Origin of the sequence: Saccharopolyspora halophila (assembly GCF_039531955.1) — a bacterium.
Classification (GTDB): Bacteria; Actinomycetota; Actinomycetes; order Mycobacteriales; family Pseudonocardiaceae; genus Saccharopolyspora; species Saccharopolyspora halophila.
On sequence record NZ_BAAARA010000008.1, the window covers coordinates 424,164 to 441,370 of the forward strand.

24 protein-coding genes and 1 tRNA gene are annotated in these 17,207 nt (G+C 66.4%); 11 read left to right on the top strand and 14 right to left on the bottom strand.

Going from position 1 to position 17,207, the window contains the following annotated elements; all coding sequences use genetic code 11:
• The first annotated feature begins 141 nt into the window (after nucleotides 1–141).
• The 5 genes from pobA (at nucleotide 142) to ABD289_RS14570 (ending at nucleotide 3,754) form a co-directional block, all read left to right on the top strand.
• Nucleotides 142–1,314, top strand: a complete 1,173-nt coding sequence (pobA, locus tag ABD289_RS14550; protein ID WP_344131694.1) for a 4-hydroxybenzoate 3-monooxygenase — start codon at nucleotides 142–144, stop codon at nucleotides 1,312–1,314.
• Nucleotides 1,315–1,368: 54 nt separating this feature from the next.
• The gene (locus ABD289_RS14555; protein WP_344131697.1) at nucleotides 1,369–2,067 is read left to right on the top strand and encodes a class I SAM-dependent DNA methyltransferase; all 699 of its coding nucleotides are present in this window, start codon (nucleotides 1,369–1,371) and stop codon (nucleotides 2,065–2,067) included.
• 55 nt (nucleotides 2,068–2,122) lie between these two features.
• A complete protein-coding gene (locus tag ABD289_RS14560; protein ID WP_344131700.1) occupies nucleotides 2,123–2,944 on the top strand; it encodes an LLM class F420-dependent oxidoreductase in 822 nt (273 codons plus the stop codon).
• Nucleotides 2,945–3,161: 217 nt separating this feature from the next.
• Nucleotides 3,162–3,482: a hypothetical protein gene (locus ABD289_RS14565; protein ID WP_344131704.1), complete on the top strand. Its 321-nt coding sequence runs from the start codon at nucleotides 3,162–3,164 to the stop codon at nucleotides 3,480–3,482.
• A gap of 197 nt (nucleotides 3,483–3,679) precedes the next feature.
• Nucleotides 3,680–3,754, top strand: a tRNA-Ile gene (locus ABD289_RS14570).
• 185 nt (nucleotides 3,755–3,939) lie between these two features.
• Here ABD289_RS14570 and ABD289_RS14575 read toward each other — a convergent pair.
• From ABD289_RS14575 to ABD289_RS14635, 13 genes are all read right to left on the bottom strand, one after another.
• Nucleotides 3,940–5,115: a site-specific integrase gene (locus ABD289_RS14575; protein ID WP_344131707.1), complete on the bottom strand. Its 1,176-nt coding sequence runs from the start codon at nucleotides 5,113–5,115 to the stop codon at nucleotides 3,940–3,942.
• Nucleotides 5,115–5,297, bottom strand: a complete 183-nt coding sequence (locus ABD289_RS14580; RefSeq protein ID WP_344131710.1) for a helix-turn-helix domain-containing protein — start codon at nucleotides 5,295–5,297, stop codon at nucleotides 5,115–5,117. Before ABD289_RS14580 ends, ABD289_RS14575 begins: the two co-directional genes overlap by 1 nt.
• Nucleotides 5,298–5,299: 2 nt before the next feature.
• Complete coding sequence (locus ABD289_RS14585; RefSeq protein ID WP_344131713.1) at nucleotides 5,300–6,826, bottom strand: replication initiator; 1,527 nt, start codon at nucleotides 6,824–6,826, stop codon at nucleotides 5,300–5,302.
• 107 nt (nucleotides 6,827–6,933) lie between these two features.
• Complete coding sequence (locus ABD289_RS14590; protein ID WP_344131716.1) at nucleotides 6,934–7,842, bottom strand: hypothetical protein; 909 nt, start codon at nucleotides 7,840–7,842, stop codon at nucleotides 6,934–6,936.
• A gap of 9 nt (nucleotides 7,843–7,851) precedes the next feature.
• Nucleotides 7,852–8,043, bottom strand: a complete 192-nt coding sequence (locus tag ABD289_RS14595) for a hypothetical protein (protein ID WP_344131718.1) — start codon at nucleotides 8,041–8,043, stop codon at nucleotides 7,852–7,854.
• Between the two features lie 42 nt (nucleotides 8,044–8,085).
• Nucleotides 8,086–9,474, bottom strand: coding sequence for a cell division protein FtsK (locus ABD289_RS14600; RefSeq protein ID WP_344131721.1), 1,389 nt, complete (start codon nucleotides 9,472–9,474; stop codon nucleotides 8,086–8,088).
• Nucleotides 9,475–9,564: 90 nt separating this feature from the next.
• On the bottom strand, nucleotides 9,565–9,753 hold the full coding sequence (locus ABD289_RS14605) for a hypothetical protein (protein WP_344131724.1): 189 nt from the start codon (nucleotides 9,751–9,753) through the stop codon (nucleotides 9,565–9,567).
• Nucleotides 9,753–10,013, bottom strand: a complete 261-nt coding sequence (locus ABD289_RS14610) for a hypothetical protein (protein WP_344131727.1) — start codon at nucleotides 10,011–10,013, stop codon at nucleotides 9,753–9,755. The genes ABD289_RS14605 and ABD289_RS14610 overlap by 1 nt, the downstream gene beginning before the upstream one ends.
• A gap of 9 nt (nucleotides 10,014–10,022) precedes the next feature.
• The gene (locus ABD289_RS14615; RefSeq protein ID WP_344131730.1) at nucleotides 10,023–10,211 is read right to left on the bottom strand and encodes a hypothetical protein; all 189 of its coding nucleotides are present in this window, start codon (nucleotides 10,209–10,211) and stop codon (nucleotides 10,023–10,025) included.
• Nucleotides 10,208–10,543: a hypothetical protein gene (locus ABD289_RS14620; RefSeq protein WP_344131733.1), complete on the bottom strand. Its 336-nt coding sequence runs from the start codon at nucleotides 10,541–10,543 to the stop codon at nucleotides 10,208–10,210. The genes ABD289_RS14615 and ABD289_RS14620 overlap by 4 nt, the downstream gene beginning before the upstream one ends.
• Complete coding sequence (locus tag ABD289_RS14625) at nucleotides 10,507–10,800, bottom strand: hypothetical protein (RefSeq protein WP_344131737.1); 294 nt, start codon at nucleotides 10,798–10,800, stop codon at nucleotides 10,507–10,509. Before ABD289_RS14625 ends, ABD289_RS14620 begins: the two co-directional genes overlap by 37 nt.
• Before the next feature lie 134 nt (nucleotides 10,801–10,934).
• Entirely contained in the window at nucleotides 10,935–11,147 is a 213-nt protein-coding gene (locus tag ABD289_RS14630; protein WP_344131740.1) for a hypothetical protein, read from the bottom strand.
• Nucleotides 11,148–11,559: 412 nt separating this feature from the next.
• Entirely contained in the window at nucleotides 11,560–11,922 is a 363-nt protein-coding gene (locus ABD289_RS14635) for a hypothetical protein (protein WP_344131743.1), read from the bottom strand.
• Between the two features lie 125 nt (nucleotides 11,923–12,047).
• Between ABD289_RS14635 and ABD289_RS14640 the strand changes: the two genes are divergently transcribed.
• The 3 genes from ABD289_RS14640 (at nucleotide 12,048) to ABD289_RS14650 (ending at nucleotide 13,793) form a co-directional block, all read left to right on the top strand.
• Nucleotides 12,048–12,407, top strand: a complete 360-nt coding sequence (locus tag ABD289_RS14640; RefSeq protein WP_344131746.1) for a winged helix-turn-helix domain-containing protein — start codon at nucleotides 12,048–12,050, stop codon at nucleotides 12,405–12,407.
• A gap of 165 nt (nucleotides 12,408–12,572) precedes the next feature.
• Nucleotides 12,573–13,316, top strand: coding sequence for a helix-turn-helix domain-containing protein (locus ABD289_RS14645; protein ID WP_344131749.1), 744 nt, complete (start codon nucleotides 12,573–12,575; stop codon nucleotides 13,314–13,316).
• Between the two features lie 6 nt (nucleotides 13,317–13,322).
• Nucleotides 13,323–13,793 carry an NUDIX domain-containing protein gene (locus tag ABD289_RS14650; protein ID WP_344131752.1) on the top strand — a complete coding sequence of 157 codons (471 nt, stop codon included), beginning with the start codon at nucleotides 13,323–13,325 and terminating at the stop codon, nucleotides 13,791–13,793.
• On the opposite strand, the gene ABD289_RS14655 is transcribed toward ABD289_RS14650, so the two are convergent.
• Entirely contained in the window at nucleotides 13,786–14,331 is a 546-nt protein-coding gene (locus tag ABD289_RS14655) for an HD domain-containing protein (RefSeq protein WP_344131755.1), read from the bottom strand. The genes ABD289_RS14650 and ABD289_RS14655 overlap by 8 nt on opposite strands.
• Before the next feature lie 106 nt (nucleotides 14,332–14,437).
• On the opposite strand from ABD289_RS14655, the gene ABD289_RS14660 reads away from it, so the two are divergent.
• The 3 genes from ABD289_RS14660 (at nucleotide 14,438) to ABD289_RS14670 (ending at nucleotide 17,177) form a co-directional block, all read left to right on the top strand.
• A complete protein-coding gene (locus tag ABD289_RS14660; RefSeq protein WP_344131758.1) occupies nucleotides 14,438–15,133 on the top strand; it encodes an HIT family protein in 696 nt (231 codons plus the stop codon).
• Nucleotides 15,134–15,713: 580 nt separating this feature from the next.
• A complete protein-coding gene (locus ABD289_RS14665; protein ID WP_344131762.1) occupies nucleotides 15,714–16,016 on the top strand; it encodes a hypothetical protein in 303 nt (100 codons plus the stop codon).
• Nucleotides 16,017–16,490: 474 nt separating this feature from the next.
• On the top strand, nucleotides 16,491–17,177 hold the full coding sequence (locus tag ABD289_RS14670; protein ID WP_344131765.1) for an AAA family ATPase: 687 nt from the start codon (nucleotides 16,491–16,493) through the stop codon (nucleotides 17,175–17,177).
• Nucleotides 17,178–17,207: the final 30 nt, after the last annotated feature.

Consider the following 17,207-nt stretch of genomic DNA (forward strand, 5'->3'; position numbering starts at 1 on the left):
CATCCCCGGCCGACCGCCAACACCGGCCAAGAGGCTGGCGTTCCGGGCGGAGATCTTCTCGCTCAGCGGAAGCCCACGGATGGCCCGCGGCGGCAGCACGACCGACAGTGGTGCGGTCCCGGTCGGAAAGCGAGGTTCGTGTTGCGCACTCAGGTCGCGATCGTCGGCGGAGGCCCCGCCGGTCTGCTGTTGTCCCACCTGCTGCACCTGCAGGGCATCGATTCGGTGGTGCTGGAGCGGCGCAGCCAGGACTACGTCGAGCAGCGCGTGCGGGCCGGCGTGCTCGAGCAGGGCACCGTGGATCTGCTGCACGAGTGCGGCGTCGGCGAGCGGCTGGGCCGCGAGGGCGAGGAGCACGAGGGCGTGTTCGTGCAGTTCGACGAGGAGCGCCTGCGCATCCCTTTCCAGGAGCTCACCGGCCGCTCGATCACCGTCTACGGGCAGAAGCAGGTGGTCCGGGACCTCAACGAGCGGCGCCTCGCCGACGGCGGGCGGCTGCTGCACGAGGTCGACGACGTGGCGGTGCACGACATCGCCACCGACCACCCGAGCGTCACGTTCGTCCATGAGGGCGAGTCCCAGGCGCTGGAGGCCGACTTCATCGCGGGCTGCGACGGCTTCCACGGCGTGTGCCGGGAGGCGATCCCGGCGGACGTGCGACGCGTCTACGAGCGGGTCTACCCGTTCGGCTGGCTGGGCATCCTCGCCGAGGTCGCCCCCTCGACCGACGAGCTGATCTACGCCAACAACGCCCGCGGCTTCGCCCTGCACAGCATGCGCTCGCCGAGCATCAGCCGCTTCTACCTGCAGTGCCCGCCGGACGAACCGATCGAGAACTGGCCGGACCAGCAGATCTGGGACGAGCTCGCCACCCGCCTGGACTCCCCCGGCTGGCAGCTGCGGCAAGGGCCGATCTTCGACAAGTCGGTGACGCCGATGCGCAGCTTCGTCGCCGAACCGCTGCGCCACGGCAGGCTCTTCCTGGCGGGCGACTCCGCGCACATCGTGCCGCCCACCGGCGCCAAGGGGCTCAACCTCGCGCTCGCCGACGTCGACCGGCTGGCCGAGGCGCTGGCGGACCACTACCGCACCGGCACCGAAACCGGACTCGACGAGTACTCGGCCGCGTGCCTGCAGCGGGTCTGGCGAGTCCAGCACTTCTCCTGGTGGATGACCTCGCTGACGCACCGCTTCGAGGGGCCCGACCAGGACTTCGATCGCCGCCTGCAACGCTCCCAGTTCGACTACCTGCGCACCTCGCGGGCGGCGGCGACCACCCTGGCCGAGAACTACGTGGGCCTGCCGCTGCGCTGAAAGCGTCGAAAAGTCGGTTTCCTCGCCGACCGCCGCCGGGCAACAATCCGAAGCATGGAGTTCAGCGGGTTCGACACCAGGGGATATCGGACGGTCGACGTGCGGACCGGGTACGGCGAGTGGGTGGAGTCCTACGAGGACACCGTCGAGGACGTGATGGATCTGGCGCTGCTGGAGCGCCTGGTGGATCCGGTGTGGCCGGAGGTCGAGCGCGCGGCCGATCTCGGCTGCGGCACCGGGCGCACCGCGAAGTGGTTGCGGGACAAGGGCGTCGCGCGCATCGACGGGGTCGACATCACCCCGGAGATGCTGGACCTGGCCCGCCGCCGCGGGGTGCACGACCGGCTGGTGGAGGGCGACGCGATCAGCACCGGGCTGCCATCGGCGTCCTACGACCTGGTGATCTGCTCGCTGATCGACGAGCACCTCGACGATCTGCGCCCGCTGTACCGGGAGGCCCGCAGGCTCGCCGCACCGAACGCGGCGTTCGTGCTGGCGACCTTCCACCCGCACTTCATCATGACCTCGGGGATGCCCACCCACTACACCAACGCCGCGGGTGAGGACGTCGCGATCAGCACCAACGTGCACCTGATCAGCGACCACGCGAACGCGGGCCTGCAGGCCGGCTGGCGGCTCGCCGAGCTGCAGGAGGGCGTGATCGACGACGCCTGGGTCGCGGTCAAGCCGAAGTGGGCGAAGTTCCGCGACCACCCGATCTCGGCGGCCTACACGTGGCGCACGAACGGTTGATCCACGACCGGGCGACATCAGGAATTCGCCTTCGCCGGAGTTCGTTGCGCGGGGCATGACGGCAAAGCTTGGCAAGATCGGCATCTGGCGCCCGCACACCGACCTGACCACCGAGCTCGCGGTCGAGGTCGAAAACCTCGGTTACGGCACCGTCTGGGTCGGCGGCTCCCCGCCGGCCGACCTGGGCGCCGTCGAGCGGCTGCTGGACGCCACCGAGCGGATCACGGTGGCCACCGGCATCGTCAACATCTGGAACTCGGACGCGAAGACCGTCGCCGAGTCCTACCACCGGGTGACGGAAAAGCACCCGGGCCGGTTGCTGCTCGGCATCGGCGCGGGCCACCGCGAGGCCACGGCCGAGTACGCCAAGCCCTACACCGCGCTGGTCAACTACTTGGACGTTCTCGACGCCGAGGGCGTGCCGAAGTCCGATCGCGTCCTCGCCGCCCTGGGACCGCGCGTGCTCGAGCTCGCCCGCGACCGCGCCGCGGGCGCGCACCCGTACCTGACCGTCCCCGCGCACACCGAGCAGGCCCGCAGCACGCTGGGCGATGGCCCGCTGCTCGCCCCGGAGCAGAAGGTCGTCCTGGACGCGGATCCGCAGCGAGCCCGCACCACCGCACGCCCCATGATCCGGTTCTACCTGCGCCTGACCAACTACACGCGCAACCTCCAGCGCTACGGCTACACCGAGGATGACGTCGCGGGCACCGGCTCCGACCGCCTGGTCGACGACCTGGCCGTGCACGGCACCGCGGAGGAGATCGCCGCCCGGCTCACCGCCCACATCGAGGCCGGCGCCGACCACGTGGCGATCCAGCCCCTGGGCGAGGACCCGCTGCCGGCGTACAAGGCACTGGCCAACGCCCTCGGCTGAGCCCTGCCCCGCGCCCCGATCTCCCTCCGAATCGCTTTCACCTTTTCGAGGGAAATCGGGGCGCACCGGCGAGACCGGTGACCACCGCCAGGACCACCCGCGACTAGGGAACATCGCACGGCATGAGGGCGGCGCAAGGCCCGATCACTGCGGTCGCGTTCATGGAACCGGCACTCGATACTCAGCTGGCTCCGAACCCGACCGCCGAGGAGGGGCGATGTCCAGGCCGATCGCGACCACCGCCCTGGCGATCGCACTGCTGGCGTGCGAAGGCGCACCGGTGACACCTCCGTCCTCGAGCACCACACCCCCGAGGACGGTCGTCACCACCTCCTCGGAAGGAAGCACCCGGCTCACCGAGACCGAGCAGTACCGGCAGTACCGGGAGAAGACCGGCTACCCGTACAGCCAGCAGCAGTACGCCCGGCTGCCCGAGCACCAGCGCTGCGGCACGGCCTGCGGCCAGCCACCCACCAGCGGCGAGCAGCAGCTCCGCTACCTCTGCGATCGAGGCCTGATAGCCACCGCCCGGTGCTGATCACCGGGCAACGGCCCGAGCCCTTGCCGGACCGACCGCCGATACCCGATGCTGATCACTAGACCGGGCTTCGCAACGGGACTGCGCAGGCGTTTCAACCGATCCGACCAACGAGGGGTAGGCCGGACGGCCCCTCCACCCGGCGCCTCCACCGCGCTGTGACCTCGCTACGATCTCGGTTATCGAGAGCACGGCCGGGGGCAGTAGCTCAGTTGGTAAGAGCAGCGGACTCATAATCCGTCAGGTCGTGGGTTCAAGTCCCACCTGCCCCACATCTTCCCTGGTCAAGCCGCACTCAGAAGTGAGCGCCTTGATCGTGTCCATGCTTTTTCCATGGTTTACCCGACGAACCACTCAACCTCGGACGGCCCGGTGACGACCGCTCGAGCTCCGGCTCAGGCTCATCGGAGCGGCAAACGAAATGAGGGAGGCACGGTTGATCCGCACCTCCCTCATTTCACCTACCGAACCATTCGGCCTTTCCCAGCGCCTCAGCGGCCTTGCGGCTCTTCACTCGGCGCCCCATGTAGATGTCCTGCGTCGTTGAGACCTTGGAGTGCCCCAGCTGGTCGGCGATCTCGCGAGCGCTGAGCCCGGCCTCATCCAGGATGGTCGCGACCGAACGGCGGAAGGTCTTGAAGGTCACCCACGGGTAGTCAGTCCCCGCTCGGAATTCTCTCCACCGAGCCAGGGTGTTGTGCTTGTCGCGGAGCCCGCCCTTGGTGTTGGGAAAGACCGGGCCTGTCAGCTCGTCGGGATCGCAGCCAAACCGCTCCCCCACCCTCGTGCGCCGATCACGCAGCATCGAGGTCAACCAATCCGGCAACACCAGGTCGCGTTCCGAGACCTCGGTCTTGCCATCGCTGACCATCAGGCCTGTTCCCTTTGCCCGGATCAGATTGCCCGCCCAGTCGGCAACTCCGGCTTCGAGATCCAAGTGCGTCCAGTGCATCGCCAGCGCCTCGCCGGTCCGGACTCCGGTCCCGGCATACCAGCGCACCAGGTCGGGCAGGTCGTGGCGGACAGCAAAGTCGCTGGTGTCGAGCTCGTGCAGCAAGTCCTTCATCTCGTCGGCCTCCAGCGCCCGGGATGCCTTGCGACGTCCTTCCAGTGCGCTCATGTCGCGGACAGGGTTCGTCTGCATAGCCCGGTAGCGAACGGCCAGACCGCAGATCCCCGAGATGATGTTGCGAACCGTCCGTGCCGAATCGACGCTCAGGTTGCGTCGAACCGATTGGCAGGTCTGCTCGACACGGAAGGTCGTGACCTCTCGTAGCCGGAGTTCGCCCAGCGGTGGAAGCACGTAGCTGTCGAGCCTGCCGCGATAAGTGTCGAGCGAGGTCGGAGAGCGCACGCCCTCCTCGACAGATCGCTCGAACTCCTCGACCCACAGCGCGGCGGCCTCTCGGAATCTCGAGTCGGCCGACAAGCCGGAGTTCTGCACCGGCGCGAGCCGGTCGGCGAGTTCCCTCTTGAGCTTCCGGGTCGCCTTCGCCGCCGACGGCCCCGTCCGCTCGACCTGCCGAGTCACGCCGTCGAAGTCACGGTACTGCGTGATGGCTCGGTAGCCCGTGGAGGTCTTCTGGGTACGGATCTTGCCGTACGTCCCGACTTCGAGTGACGGGCGAGGCATCAGATCACCTCCCCGGGAAGGTCCTCGAACCATCGTTCGACTTCGTCGGGCTTATAGCGGACGTGCTTGCCAACTCGCCGCCCAGGAGGTCCGCCACCACGGCTGCGCCACTGGTAGACGGTGCCGACGGGAACGCCGAGGTAGTCGGCGACGTCCTGGGGTCCCCAGAGGTTGCGGATCATGGCTAGTCCTTCCTTTCGTTGGCGAGGCGGTGTTTGCGGGTTTCGCGTTGGCGTTCGGCGATGGCCGCTGCGAGTTCGCGTTCTTCTTCGGTGCGGTGGCCGACGCTGACCAGGGACCAGTCGTTGATGACGGTGATCGAATCGTCAGAAACTCCGAGTTCGGTCAATGCTTCTTCGTGCCGGTAGCGGCGGCGGTCGTCGCGGATGTGCCGGAAGGGCACGGAGTAGTACTGGGACTTGGTGAGGAAGTGGCCCCGGAAGGCGAGCATGTGGGCCCAGTGGCGCGGCTTGAGCGCATCCAAGGGGTCCGGCTTGTCGGCCAGCTCGGGGTGGAGCCGGTGCAGGCGGGTGGTGCGGGTGACTTCGCCGCCGTTGCCGCAGGTGTGGCAGTACTGGGCGTGCCGACAGCCGCAGCCCTCGGTGGTGTGGAAGCCCTCGGGGTGGCAGTCCGGGCAGGGCACGGGGGCTACGAGGTCCCAGGCGGTCTGGATGATGCGGCGGTGGTGGTCGGTGACCGTCAGGCGGTCGATGTCGGCTTGGGTGCGGATGCGGCGGTCGACGGCTTCGCTCTTGCCGGTGCCCTTGGTGGCGTATTTGGCCACGTAGGAGGCCAGCCGGTCATCGGTGATGACACCGTGTTCGTCTTCGACCTGGCTGGCGTGGGCGGGCCGGATCGGGCGGATGTCGAGCTGTTCGCCGAAGGCCAGCTCCCAGGTGTGGCCGTTGACCTCGGGTGAGGTGATGACGGTGTTGGCGTGTGCGGTGCGGATGGCCTCGGTGAGCACCTCGGAGGTAGCCCAGCTCGGGGTCGGATCACCGGCGCCGTCAGGGCCGTCGAGGCGGATGACGGCGTGGAAGTGGATCACGCCGCGTCGCTGGAACTCGGCGACCTTGGCGAACGACAGCCGTGCCTGTTGGGCGAACTCGCGCTGCGGGAGTCCGGCGGCCTGGGCGAGGTGGCGCTTGAGGTAGGTGGTGAAGCGGTGCCAGAGCGCTCCGGCGTGGGCCTGCCAGAGCACGTGCCCCGTGTAGTCGTAGCCCTCGGGATCGAGGGGTTGGCCAATTCGCGGGTCGTCGGGGTGGTGGTATTCGCCGCAGCGGCACGGAATGGCCTTACCGGCGGGTGCCCGGCGGTTGTGGACCGGTCCGAAGCTCGGTGCGGTCAGGGTGAGGAACAGGCGGGGCTTGTCGGCGACCGAGGCGGGCACACCCTTGGTCTCGCCGGACAGTCCAGCTCGGAGGAGGTGGAAGGCGTCGGCGGCGTAGCGATCCGAGCACGAGGGGCAGACCGATTCGCGGCGGTTGCCGCACGCGACGGTGATGTGCCCGGTGCGGGAGGCCAGCGCCGAGCCGGTGGTGTTGTCCTGGATGGCCCAGGAGCCGGAGAGTCGGACCGGGTGGGTGCAGCCGCCGGTGCTGGCGGTCTCGGCGCGCCACTCGGCGAAGTGCGCGGCACGGGCGCGGCGTTGGAAGCCGTCAGCGGCCAGTGCGCGGTAGTCGCGTGCGGTCATCAGCGCGGTCGGTGACAACGGTCCACCTCCTGACGAAGGACAGGGGCGGGACGTCACCGGGGTCTTGTGCTCGCCGGGTGGCGTCCCGCCGAGCGATCGGTGCTTTTCAGTTGTGCGGCAACGGGTTACGCGATGGCGTGTCCGTTGGTGGGTTGGGTGTAGCTGGCCGCGATCTGGTCGGCCAGGTCGGGCGCGACCTTGATGACGGCGTGGATGTCGTCGGCGGTGAACTCGCGTCCTTCGCTCTGGGCGCGGGCGTAGGCCGACTGGACGGCCTGAGCCATCGGGGGCGGCAGCTTCGGCCCCTTGCTAATGGCCTTCGGGATCTCTGCGGTCGGACGCTCCACCGGTGCCGTGCCGACCGCAGGATCGGGAGGCTTCGGCGGTTCCGGTGGTGCTTCCGGAGCCGGTGGGCTGGCTGCCGTGGTGGTGTCGGCGGCTTCGTAGGCGGCGAGGATGACCTGCCGTTGCCGGGCTTGGATGACCGGGATGACTTCGGCGATGCCGTAGACGATCACCGGGATGATCGCGTGTACCGCCGCCGAGCCCAGGTTGAACGCCTCCCACCGGCCGGTGGCCAGCGGCATGATCTGCGGGATGACGTTCATGGCCATCGTGGAGGCCAGCAGCACGTGCTTGAGCCGTGACCACCACTCGTGATCGGGCTTGATGCCGTGGGACAGGATCACGGCCTCGAAGTTGAGCAGCACGATCAACAGGCCCGCGAACATCGGCTCGACGGTCCAGGCCGCCCACCACAACGGTTCCGCCATCGTGGTCTTCCCGGCGAGGAAGCGCTGCACGCCAGCGGTGGTGAACACCAGCCCCAGGCTCAGGAAGAACCACAACCCCACCAAGGTCCGCCGTCCGCTGCGTTCCATCTCCACGGCCTGCAGGTCCGGGTCGCGGATCAGGCCGCGCAGGTGACGGGCTTCGGAGATGCGGTCTCCGAGCTTGCGGACCCGCCGCGTCTGCCCCTTGTCCACCTCCGACGTGTCGGGCTCTGGCTGGTCGGGTTCGTTGGGTTCGGACACGCCAGCCTCCTACTCAGTGCTAGGAGTGAACAGGGCATACAGGCCCCGCACGAGCAGGACCACACCGATGCCTCCGGCGATCGCGTAGGCGGGGCTGATCAACAACCACACCAACGTCAGGATCGCGGTGGCGATGGCCAGTAACAGCAGCACGGTCTTGATCGCTTTGCCGGTCAGTTCCACGTGCACAACGGGCTTCATCGGTTCGTTCCTTCCTCTGTGAACAGTGCGTACTGATTCGGGTCAGGCGGCTTCGTCTTGCTCGTCGTTACGGCGGAACTCGACGACGTTGGAATCAATGGGCTCTGGAGTGCAGGTGCGCACGAGTTCGGTGATGTCGTCGTCGGCGACGTAGCCCGCGCGCACCCGCACCGGGCGGCGGGAGTACTGGTCGACGCGGAAGCCGATTCCGGCGTGTTCCTCGTCGGCGGGGATCTCGTCAGCCAGCGCACCCTTGACCCGCATCCCCTCGCCCAGGGCCATGTCGGCGTGGTTCTCGGCGGTGGTGCGCAGGCACATCCGGCGGGTGAACAGGTCCCGCACCGGGAGGATGTCCTTGGTCGGTTCCTGCAGGTAGGCGCACACCGAGAAGCCGGAGGCCCGGCCTTGGGTCATGATCTCGGCCAGGAGCTTGACGGCCTTGCGGGTGATGCCGGATTCGCCGAGGGCGGTCATCATGGCCAGCTCGTCGACCATGAGCACCCGCAGCGGGGTCTCGCGGCTGACGGTGAACTTGCGCTTGCCCGCCTCCCCGAGCTCGCGCTGGGTGGTCTTCATGTCGTCGCGGAAGGCTTCGATGACCTCGAGTGCCTCGCCGGGTTCGTCGGCGTACTCGTGGAACAGCGGGCGGGCGTTGCCTGCCTCCATGCCGCCTTTGACGTCGCACATGTCGACCCGCACGAGCCCGTCGCGGATGGCAGGTCCCATGGCGCGCAGGGGGTTCCAGATCAGCGAGCCCTTACCCGAGCCGGTGGCGCCGACTCCGAGCCAGTGCTGCCCGATCAGGGGTTCGGTCCAGTCGTTGCCGTACTCGTCCTCACCGAGATACAGCGCCGACAGGTCCACATCCGAGGAATCCGCGGGGATCTCTGCGGGGTCGATGACCTGCTCGAACGGGTTGCCCCGCACCACGGTCAGCGCGATGACCCCGGGCTTGACCTTCACGATCCCGAGCGCGTCAGCCCGTAGCGCCATCGCGAGTTCGTCGGTGGCGTCCTGGAAGCGCTTGAGCGACTGGCCCCGCAGGACCTTGACATAGAGCGTGTCGATCGAGGGCGAGGCCGAGCGGACCCGCAGCAGGCGGGGCACTTCGATGTGGCCGGTGCGGCGGTTCTCGCGGCCGAACTCGCAGTCGATCATCAGCCCGCGCCAGCGGTGCCCGACGTAGCGCAGCCATCTCCGCCGAGCCGAGCGCAGAGCGGGGGCGACCCAGCGGTCGAAGGTCTCGGGGTGGCCCCGGTACCAGGACAGCCCAGCCGCGCCGAGGGCAGCCACGGCACCGCCGGTGGTGACCGGGCCGAGTTCGAGCACGCTGGCCGCCAGCGCGGGCGGGGTGGTGGTGATGGCGGGGTGGCGTGCCATCCAGCCAGCCGCGCGCCATTCCATGCCCTTGCGTCGGTTGGCCCATGCCATGACTGATCAACTCCCATGCGTAGACGAAGAAAAGGGGCCCGGCCACCGCGTTGGCAGCCGAGCCCCTCTGGAGGTGCGTACTGGTTCGGGTTATTTCGCCTGGATGTAGGGGGCGACGTCTTCGAGGTCGACCTTGTAGTTGGCCACCGCCCGAGCCAGCTCGTCGTGGTCCTTCTTGAAGCCCGCCGTGCGCACTTGCAGGCCCTTCATGGCCTCGCGCAACGCCTTCATGGCCTTGTCGAGATCTTCGATCGTGGCCGTCACCTGGTAGCTGCTCATCAGACCCTCCATCCCTTCGAGACGAGTTCCTTTTCCCACTTCACCGTCGCGTCGTGAAACGAGGTCAACTGCACGGCCGCCTTGGAGTGCCCGCCCTCGATCTCGTCACGGCCCGGAACCCGCCAATCGGTCTCGCCGGGCTCCTGAATCTTCTTGTGGAGCTTTTTGGCCTCATCCAACGCGGTGCGCACCAGAGCAATCGCGGTCATCAACTCCTGGTACTTCGTCATCGCGTGGCGGTTGGCCGCCTGAACCTGCATCCCGTCCTCCTAGTCCTCGATATCGGTCAGTGCTTGCTCGAACGTCCACTGCGCCCGCTGCAGGGCGTCCATGAACGCCATGTACGTGCCAGCATCACGGAACTGGAATGGCCCGGTGACGGTGAATTGGGTTTCCATGTTCTGCAATCGCCGCAGACACGCGCCGGTTTGGCGAATCACCTCCTCGGGATCGTTCATCGCTGCTTCCTTCCCTCAACCTCATTCAGGTGGGTCTCGGCCCAACCCCGCATCGCGCCGATGGTGTCGAGTAGTTCGGCGCGGGTGTCGTTGACCTGGAATGAGAACGGCAGATCGGTGGATACGTCGACTTCCTTTTCGTAGAACTTCAGCTCGAACAGCACCGCCGCCAGCGCTTGCCGCAACTTCGCCTCGCCGGTCTCGCCCGGCCCGAGCGGCGCGAGGCGGCAGGATCGGCAGGCCGGATCGTCGGCGGCCTGGTCGCACCAGGGCGAGCAGGTTTTCGCCATCGCGATCAGGCCGCCTTCGGCAGCGGCTGCAGGGCGGCCCACCGGTAGGCCGTGCGTCGCGAGCGCGTCGGGATCAGCACCGACCGGGCTGGGCCTTGGTAGCGGTCATAGCGCACGTGGTGCGTGCCGCCGATTTCCAGCCACTTCGCCTCGATCAGCTGGTGCACCGCCGCGTCGATGTGCTCCGGCACGCGCTCCACCTCGTCGTCCTGGAGGCGCTTGTAGACGTCCTCACGAACGCCGACCAGCACGAACCCGACCCGCGAAGCCGCCCGCAGCACCTTCTCGATCAACTCCATGTCATTGACCTCGGGACGTCGCTGTTCACGCTTTTCCAGTGGGGCGACCGGGTTTCCAAACAAGTCCGTTTCAGCGTGCATGGCGGATCACCTGCTTTCCGCCCAGGCAGCCCGAGCCGTGAAAGCCAATACCGTTAAATCCCTTCATCAGCCCACTCCTCACTGATCTCGTCGAGGTCGTCGGCCGCCTGATCGACAGCCGAGCGAATAAACACCGTCTTCCACGCGCCCTGCGCGGTCTTTCGTCGCACCGCAGCCGCGCGATCACACCGTTGGATCTCGTCTTCAATCACCCGCAGCCTCCGCGCCAGATCCGCGAGACGAGCAGAGTTGGTCGAATAAGCCATCGATTCACTCCCTTCTCTTGCCTTGCCTTCAGCAGGCTTTCCAGCTGTGCGGGCAGTCCTGGCAGTGCGCCATCCCGTCGGGGTCGACGAAGAAAAACCAGTGCTGACAACCCATTAGCCACTCACCTCCCCCGCGATGCGGTGGCTGCAGAACTGATCCTGCGAATGCGAATACCGGTCGGCGCTGATGTCACACGCCGGGCAGTACTTCAGGGACATCACTCATCACTTCCCTTCGTTGAGAGCCATAAAGACCCCCGGAACACGCAGTGGCCAGGGGCCAATAAAGCCCTCCCGGCGGCGAATTCCCACCGGTTTTGGGCATAGCTCGGCCCACTCTGGAATTCTCAAACAGCAAGCAGCCGGAATTCGGCTTAGAAAGTCAGATAGAGAAGGTGCGAACGTGCACTCGTCAGGCGGCGGCCGACAGGTCCGCGCCCGCCGGGGTCAGGCCGTTCGCCTTGAACGACAGGCCTGAGCGGCCGTTGTTCTCCCAGTGGCTGACCGTCGCGTCGATCAGGTGGACGTAGGCGCCCTCCTCGAAGCCCTCGCCGGGGTCGGCGGTCAGGGTCACCCGGATCTCCTCGCCCTTGCCCGCGAACTCGCCGGGCTGAGCCTTGCGCTTCGCGAACAGCGACACGACGAACTGCTGCACACCGTTGCGGTCGGTCGCGATCTCCTGCATGCCGTTGTCGTTCTCGCGCATCTTGGGCTGCGGCGGCTCGGTAACCATCAGCTTGTAGCCCTGCATGTTCGCCGGAATGTTCCTCAGCATCTCTACCTCCGTGTATCAGATCGTTCTTTGTCGTACTAGTTCACCATAGCACTGTGCTAGTACGGTGCGCATTGGTCTGATCGGGTGATCTAGCGCGTATTACGTCGTCTAGGTACGGTGACCTCGTGAAATCGCAGCGTGTGGCCGCGCACCCCTACCAGGAGCTAGCCCTGTCGATCATGGAGAAGATCGACAACGGCGACCTTCCGCCCGGCTCGAAGCTCCCTTCCGTGCGCTCCTTGGCCAAGGACCACGACGTGTCCTCGATGACCGCGCAGAAGGCGCTTCTCCAGCTCGCTCAAGATGGCTACGCCGAAGCCGTTTCGGGGCTGGGGTACTACGCCCTGGAGCCACCAACGGACTCAGCTGCGGACGAGACTGGCGAATCACTGGCCGAGGTGACGCAGCAACTACGTCAGCTCCAGTCCGAGGTCCGCGCGCTCGCCGCTCGACTCGAGCATCTTGAGCAAGAGTCGGCCGATTAACTCCGTGGCCGGGCGCGATGCTCATCTCTGCTCCTCCTTCCCCGTCGAGCTCTTGCCCTACAACTCAAGGTTCGCCGAACAGCGCGGACGCGTTCACCGCACAGCCGGACGGCTCAGGACGTCCCGGCTTTCCCAGCCGTCCCAAGACGTCACGGGAGACGCCAAATGCAGAACGAACGGCTTCGCGACGCGATCGAGGCCAAAGGACTAACCCCGGAAGAGCTCGCGGCAGCGATCAAGGTTGATCCCAAGACCGTGGGAAGGTGGATCAGCAACGGCCGCGCCCCTTATCGACGTTACCGCCAAGCCGCCGCCGCGAAGCTGGGCGAGCGCGAGTCCTACCTCTGGCCCGACGCGGTATCGGCCGCAGAACGGGACCGCGTAAGCGAGTCAGAGATCGTGAAGGTCTACCCGCACCGCAGCGCCGTGCCGCCAGACCTCTGGGATCGGCTGCTTGCGGCAGCGACCAGCCAGATCGACATCCTCGTCTACGTCGGCATGTTCCTGACCGAAAAGCCCGGCCTGCTGAACCTGCTCGAGAAGAAGGCGCGCGATGGCGCGGAGGTGCGCCTGCTCTTTGGCGACCGCGACAGCGACGCCGTGATCCAGCGAAGCCTTGACGAGGGGATCGGCAAGTACACGATCTCCGCGAAGGTCGACCACGCCCTCGCGTACTTCGAGCCGATCGTGGATGTCCCAAACGTAGAGATCCGGACCCACGGGACCGTGCTCTACAACTCCATCTACCGCTTTGACGACGAAATGATCATCAATCCGCACGTGTACGGCAAGGTTGCCGCACACGCACCGGCGCTTCACTTGCGGCAGCTCACCGATGGCGACATGTTCGCCACATATGCCGACAGCTTCGATGTCATCTGGGCGTCCGCTGACCACGGGAATCGGTAGGCCACCATGCCGAAGAAGGACTACTACAACGCCCCCAACGCACCGGCTGCGAACAGCCTGGTGGTCGCCGTTGCTGCGGTCGTCACGAATGACGCGGGCGAGGTCCTCATGATCGAGCGCACCGACAACGGGCTGTGGGCGATCCCTGGCGGCGCGCAAGATCTCGGCGAAACGACCCGCGAAGCAGTCATTCGGGAAGTCGAGGAGGAGACAGGGGTCTTGGTCGAGGTCGTCGACGTCACCGGCATCTACTCAGACCCCAGCCACGTCATCGCCTACGACGACGGCGAAGTCCGCCAGGAGTTCTCCATCACCTTCCGCGCCAAGCCCGTCGGCGGTGAGCGGCGCACGAGCTCGGAATCCAAGCGAGTGGAGTGGGTTCCGGGCGCGCGAATGCCGAGCCTGAACATCCACCCGTCCGTGAGGCTCCGGATTGATCACGCGCTGGAGAACCGGCGCAGGCCCTATCTCAGCTAGCCTGCCGGACCCTCGTCCAAGTCTGGTCGACCGCGGCAAGCAGTTCCGGGGACGCGTTCGTGATGAAGGTCGTCACGAGATCGCCAGGGCCGTACCGCTGCTTGATCTCCGCGATCCGGTCCCGCGCGTCCGTGGCCTCACCGTCCGGCGTGGTCGTCAGGTCGCAGCACCACAGCGCATCTCGCGTGGCCGTGCCTTCATCCTTGTAATCGGCCAGTTCGTCGGCCAGCCCGCGAAGTTCGGCTTCGAGCGCGGCGTAGGAGTGATGCGCGACCAGATGAATGAGGCGATCCGGCGCGTCGATCTGCTCGAGGTACCGGGCTCCGTCGAGCGGGTGGAAACCAGTCGTAGCGAGATCCGGCGCATACCCCACGTCGTGGAGGACAGCAGCAGCCTCGAGAAGGGCAGCGTCGTCACCCACGGCGCTGGCGACCTCTCGAGCGCGCGCCGCGACGCCCTGGACATGCGCCCAACGCCTCGGAAGCGGCTCCGCCAATTTCGCTTGTGACACCTCGTACGCCCACTCGACCAAGGTCATGCACCAACCGTACTGGCGAGACCGACACTTGAGGACCCAAGATGGCGACTCGTAGCCGAACGCGTGCTCCGCGCCTACGAGTAGCAGGAAAGGCGACATCAAGCCAATGACCAGCGGATGGCCGCCTGATTGGGCCGACAGGATCAGCGGCGCGAGCTGCGAGATGTGCCGTTCGGAGCGCAAGGACGAAGACCAGTACGGCATTCGCATCCACGCCACCGAGCACACCGACGCGGTGCTGCAACGAGCCGCGATCCAGCCCGGCTACACACTGGTTATTTGGCGCGGCCGGCACGTCGTCGAACCGTTTGAGCTCACCGACGCCGAAGCGTCCGCGTACTGGCGGGACGTCCTGACGGTTGCCCGAGCGCTGAACGACTTCTACCAGCCGCTCAAGATGAACTACGAGACCCTGGGCAACACCGTGCCGCACCTGCACACCCACCTGCTGCCGCGCTATGTCGAGGACCCAGCACCAGGGCGGCCTTTCCCTCTCCTGCCCCAAAACGGGTCTGAGGCCATCACCGACTCGAACCGGCTTGCCGAGGATGCAGCTGCCCTCCGCACCCTCCTGAGCTGGCCCAACACGCCCCTACCGGCCGGGACCCTCTCAAGCCACACGGTGCGTGTGTTCAGAGTTTCTTTTCTTCATCAAGGGCGGCCCCTGCGGGGCCGCCTGCCTGCTGTTTCTTGGCCGGGACAGCGGGACGCCGGGCATGCGGCCTCCGGCCGGTCCGGGCGCCCGCGTCCCGGCCAGACCGGAAGGCAGGCGGCCCCGCGCCGCATGAGAAGTCCACGCTGAAGCTCAAAGATGTCCTCGCCGGACGGGCAGGTCTCCGGGGTGAGGGGGGCAAGCACATCGGCTGCGGTCCGGTCGTGGCAGCTCTGTCCTCACCCCATCGACCTCCACAAGGGCTATCAGCCCGCGTCAAGGGGGCAAGCTCACGCACGTGACGTCCCGTGGCCATCGGCGGTTGCCCCCTTGACACGGCCTGATGAGGGCTTCGCCAGGTCGACGGGGTGAGGACAGAGGCCCTCCCTTGGGATGTTCCCAGGAGAAACGGCCACAACCGCGCTTGCGCAGCGTAAAGTTCACGATCGTGACGAACTACTCAGAATGGCCGGTCTTACTGCGCGCATGGGCCGAGGAAGTCCAACGGCTTATCGAAGACTTCCGCACCGTACGGGATGAACATTATCGCCTTAGCCGATTCCAAGAACGCGAGGGCGACTGGGCGGTCTCGGACGCAGAACTCGTTCGACTATTTCGACGGCATTGGGTCGCTTCTCAGAAAGTCGTCTGGGCTGCCTACCAGTTCCATCGGTGGCACGCGCGACACGCTCGCGGCAGGCAGCAGCAACCGCCGAGCACCGACACTGACTTGAAGAATCTTCGGGACGCCCTTGAACACCTCGACGAAGCCATATGGCTGGACGACGTCACCCTTGGCTCGCCTGGAGAGAAGGGCAATGCTGGTCGAGCCCTCCGGGAACTCCCGGGGGGAAGCCTCATATTCGGACTCGGATTCGATGAAAAGATCATGGACTTGGTCGACGTTGGAGCACTGAGTAGGGAGACAGCGGCTGTCATTGCCACGCTTGACCGCGAGGAGGAAGAAGTCTGGCAAGCCGAAGCGGAAGATCTTTGGGCACTCGGTTACTTCGATGAAGAGGACCATCCGTGACGAAGCGGGCACGGACGAAGCGCTGATACTGGCCGAACGACACGGATGCCGATGATCGCTGGGATCTCGACGAGGCCAAACCACAGTGCCCCCCGCGAGATCATCTCCATGCTTTACCCATGGGAAATGGCGGCAAACATCGCCAGAAGGCGGCACGTAACTGCGTTTGCGGCCGCAAACCCGCCTGGCTGTGTCAGGTAGTGGCAACGATCGTCGAACTAGTCCCATGATCCGTCAGGTCGTGGGTTCAAGTCCCACCTGCCCCACCTTTTCGCAGGTCAGCAGGACCCGATCCGGAGGTCAGCAGGGCCCGATCCGGATCTCGCGGGGTCGGGCTGTGCACTCCAAGTGCGCCAACCCCCGTCACTCTGATCTGTGAGCCGGATTCAGGACGGCCGACCGAAGGACGCGAAGTCACCGATCGATCAGAACTGGTAAGCGCTGAACGCGGTGCGTGGCAACGGCCCTTTCCTGGTGGCGGAGCTGGTCCGCGTCTTTGATCCGAACGGGTTGACTCACCGGCACCATGCCTGTTTGCGCATCTCGATCGGACGTGCGGGGAGCAGGAAGGGGGCTCTGGGGCCTGTTGTGAGCGGAGTTGAGATCGACCGGTTCGTGGTGGTGACCGGCGGGCCGGGATCCGGCAAGAGCACGTTGTTGGAGGCCCTCAGCCGCGACGGCCTGAGCAGTACAGAAGAAGCCGGTCGCGGGGTGATCCAAGATCAGGTGGCCATCGGTGGACCGGCTCTGCCCTGGTCGGATCGGACGCTGTTCGCCGAGCTGATGCTGGCGTGGGAGATGCGGTCTTACCGATGGGCACAGCGACGGTCCGGGCTCGTGCTGTTCGATCGAGGCGTTCCCGACGTGGTGGGGTACCTGCGGCTGGCCGGTCTCACCGTGCCTGCGCACGTTTACGCCGCAGCCCGGAAGTTTCGCTATCACCAGCGCGTGCTGATGGCGCCACCGTGGCCGGAGATCTTCGAGCAGGACGACGAGCGACGACAAGATCTCGCCGAAGCCGAACGGACCTACGAAGCGATGGTCGAGGTCTACGCCGAGCTCGACTACCAGATCATCGATCTTCCCCGAGCCGACGTAGCAACCCGGGTCGAGTTCGTCGCGAAGCGGATCTGCCCACCTTCCGGTCCCACCGCCCGCTGAATGATGGAAGATCTCGCCCAACGATGCGAC

Excerpts from the sequence above, each read along its gene's own strand:
- ABD289_RS14660 (WP_344131758.1), top strand. The coding sequence starts at position 14,438 with ATGACCAGCGGATGGCCGCCTGATTGGGCCGACAGGATCAGCGGCGCG.
- ABD289_RS14595 (WP_344131718.1), bottom strand. The coding sequence starts at position 8,043 with ATGAAGCCCGTTGTGCACGTGGAACTGACCGGCAAAGCGATCAAGACC.
- ABD289_RS14625 (WP_344131737.1), bottom strand. The coding sequence starts at position 10,800 with ATGGAGTTGATCGAGAAGGTGCTGCGGGCGGCTTCGCGGGTCGGGTTC.
- ABD289_RS14605 (WP_344131724.1), bottom strand. The coding sequence starts at position 9,753 with ATGAGCAGCTACCAGGTGACGGCCACGATCGAAGATCTCGACAAGGCC.
- ABD289_RS14650 (WP_344131752.1), top strand. The coding sequence starts at position 13,323 with ATGCCGAAGAAGGACTACTACAACGCCCCCAACGCACCGGCTGCGAAC.
- ABD289_RS14555 (WP_344131697.1), top strand. The coding sequence starts at position 1,369 with ATGGAGTTCAGCGGGTTCGACACCAGGGGATATCGGACGGTCGACGTG.
- ABD289_RS14565 (WP_344131704.1), top strand. The coding sequence starts at position 3,162 with ATGTCCAGGCCGATCGCGACCACCGCCCTGGCGATCGCACTGCTGGCG.
- ABD289_RS14615 (WP_344131730.1), bottom strand. The coding sequence starts at position 10,211 with ATGAACGATCCCGAGGAGGTGATTCGCCAAACCGGCGCGTGTCTGCGG.
- ABD289_RS14630 (WP_344131740.1), bottom strand. The coding sequence starts at position 11,147 with ATGGCTTATTCGACCAACTCTGCTCGTCTCGCGGATCTGGCGCGGAGG.
- ABD289_RS14560 (WP_344131700.1), top strand. The coding sequence starts at position 2,123 with ATGACGGCAAAGCTTGGCAAGATCGGCATCTGGCGCCCGCACACCGAC.
- ABD289_RS14655 (WP_344131755.1), bottom strand. The coding sequence starts at position 14,331 with ATGACCTTGGTCGAGTGGGCGTACGAGGTGTCACAAGCGAAATTGGCG.
- ABD289_RS14610 (WP_344131727.1), bottom strand. The coding sequence starts at position 10,013 with ATGCAGGTTCAGGCGGCCAACCGCCACGCGATGACGAAGTACCAGGAG.
- ABD289_RS14645 (WP_344131749.1), top strand. The coding sequence starts at position 12,573 with ATGCAGAACGAACGGCTTCGCGACGCGATCGAGGCCAAAGGACTAACC.
- ABD289_RS14580 (WP_344131710.1), bottom strand. The coding sequence starts at position 5,297 with ATGATCCGCAACCTCTGGGGACCCCAGGACGTCGCCGACTACCTCGGC.
- ABD289_RS14600 (WP_344131721.1), bottom strand. The coding sequence starts at position 9,474 with ATGGCATGGGCCAACCGACGCAAGGGCATGGAATGGCGCGCGGCTGGC.
- ABD289_RS14575 (WP_344131707.1), bottom strand. The coding sequence starts at position 5,115 with ATGCCTCGCCCGTCACTCGAAGTCGGGACGTACGGCAAGATCCGTACC.
- ABD289_RS14635 (WP_344131743.1), bottom strand. The coding sequence starts at position 11,922 with ATGCTGAGGAACATTCCGGCGAACATGCAGGGCTACAAGCTGATGGTT.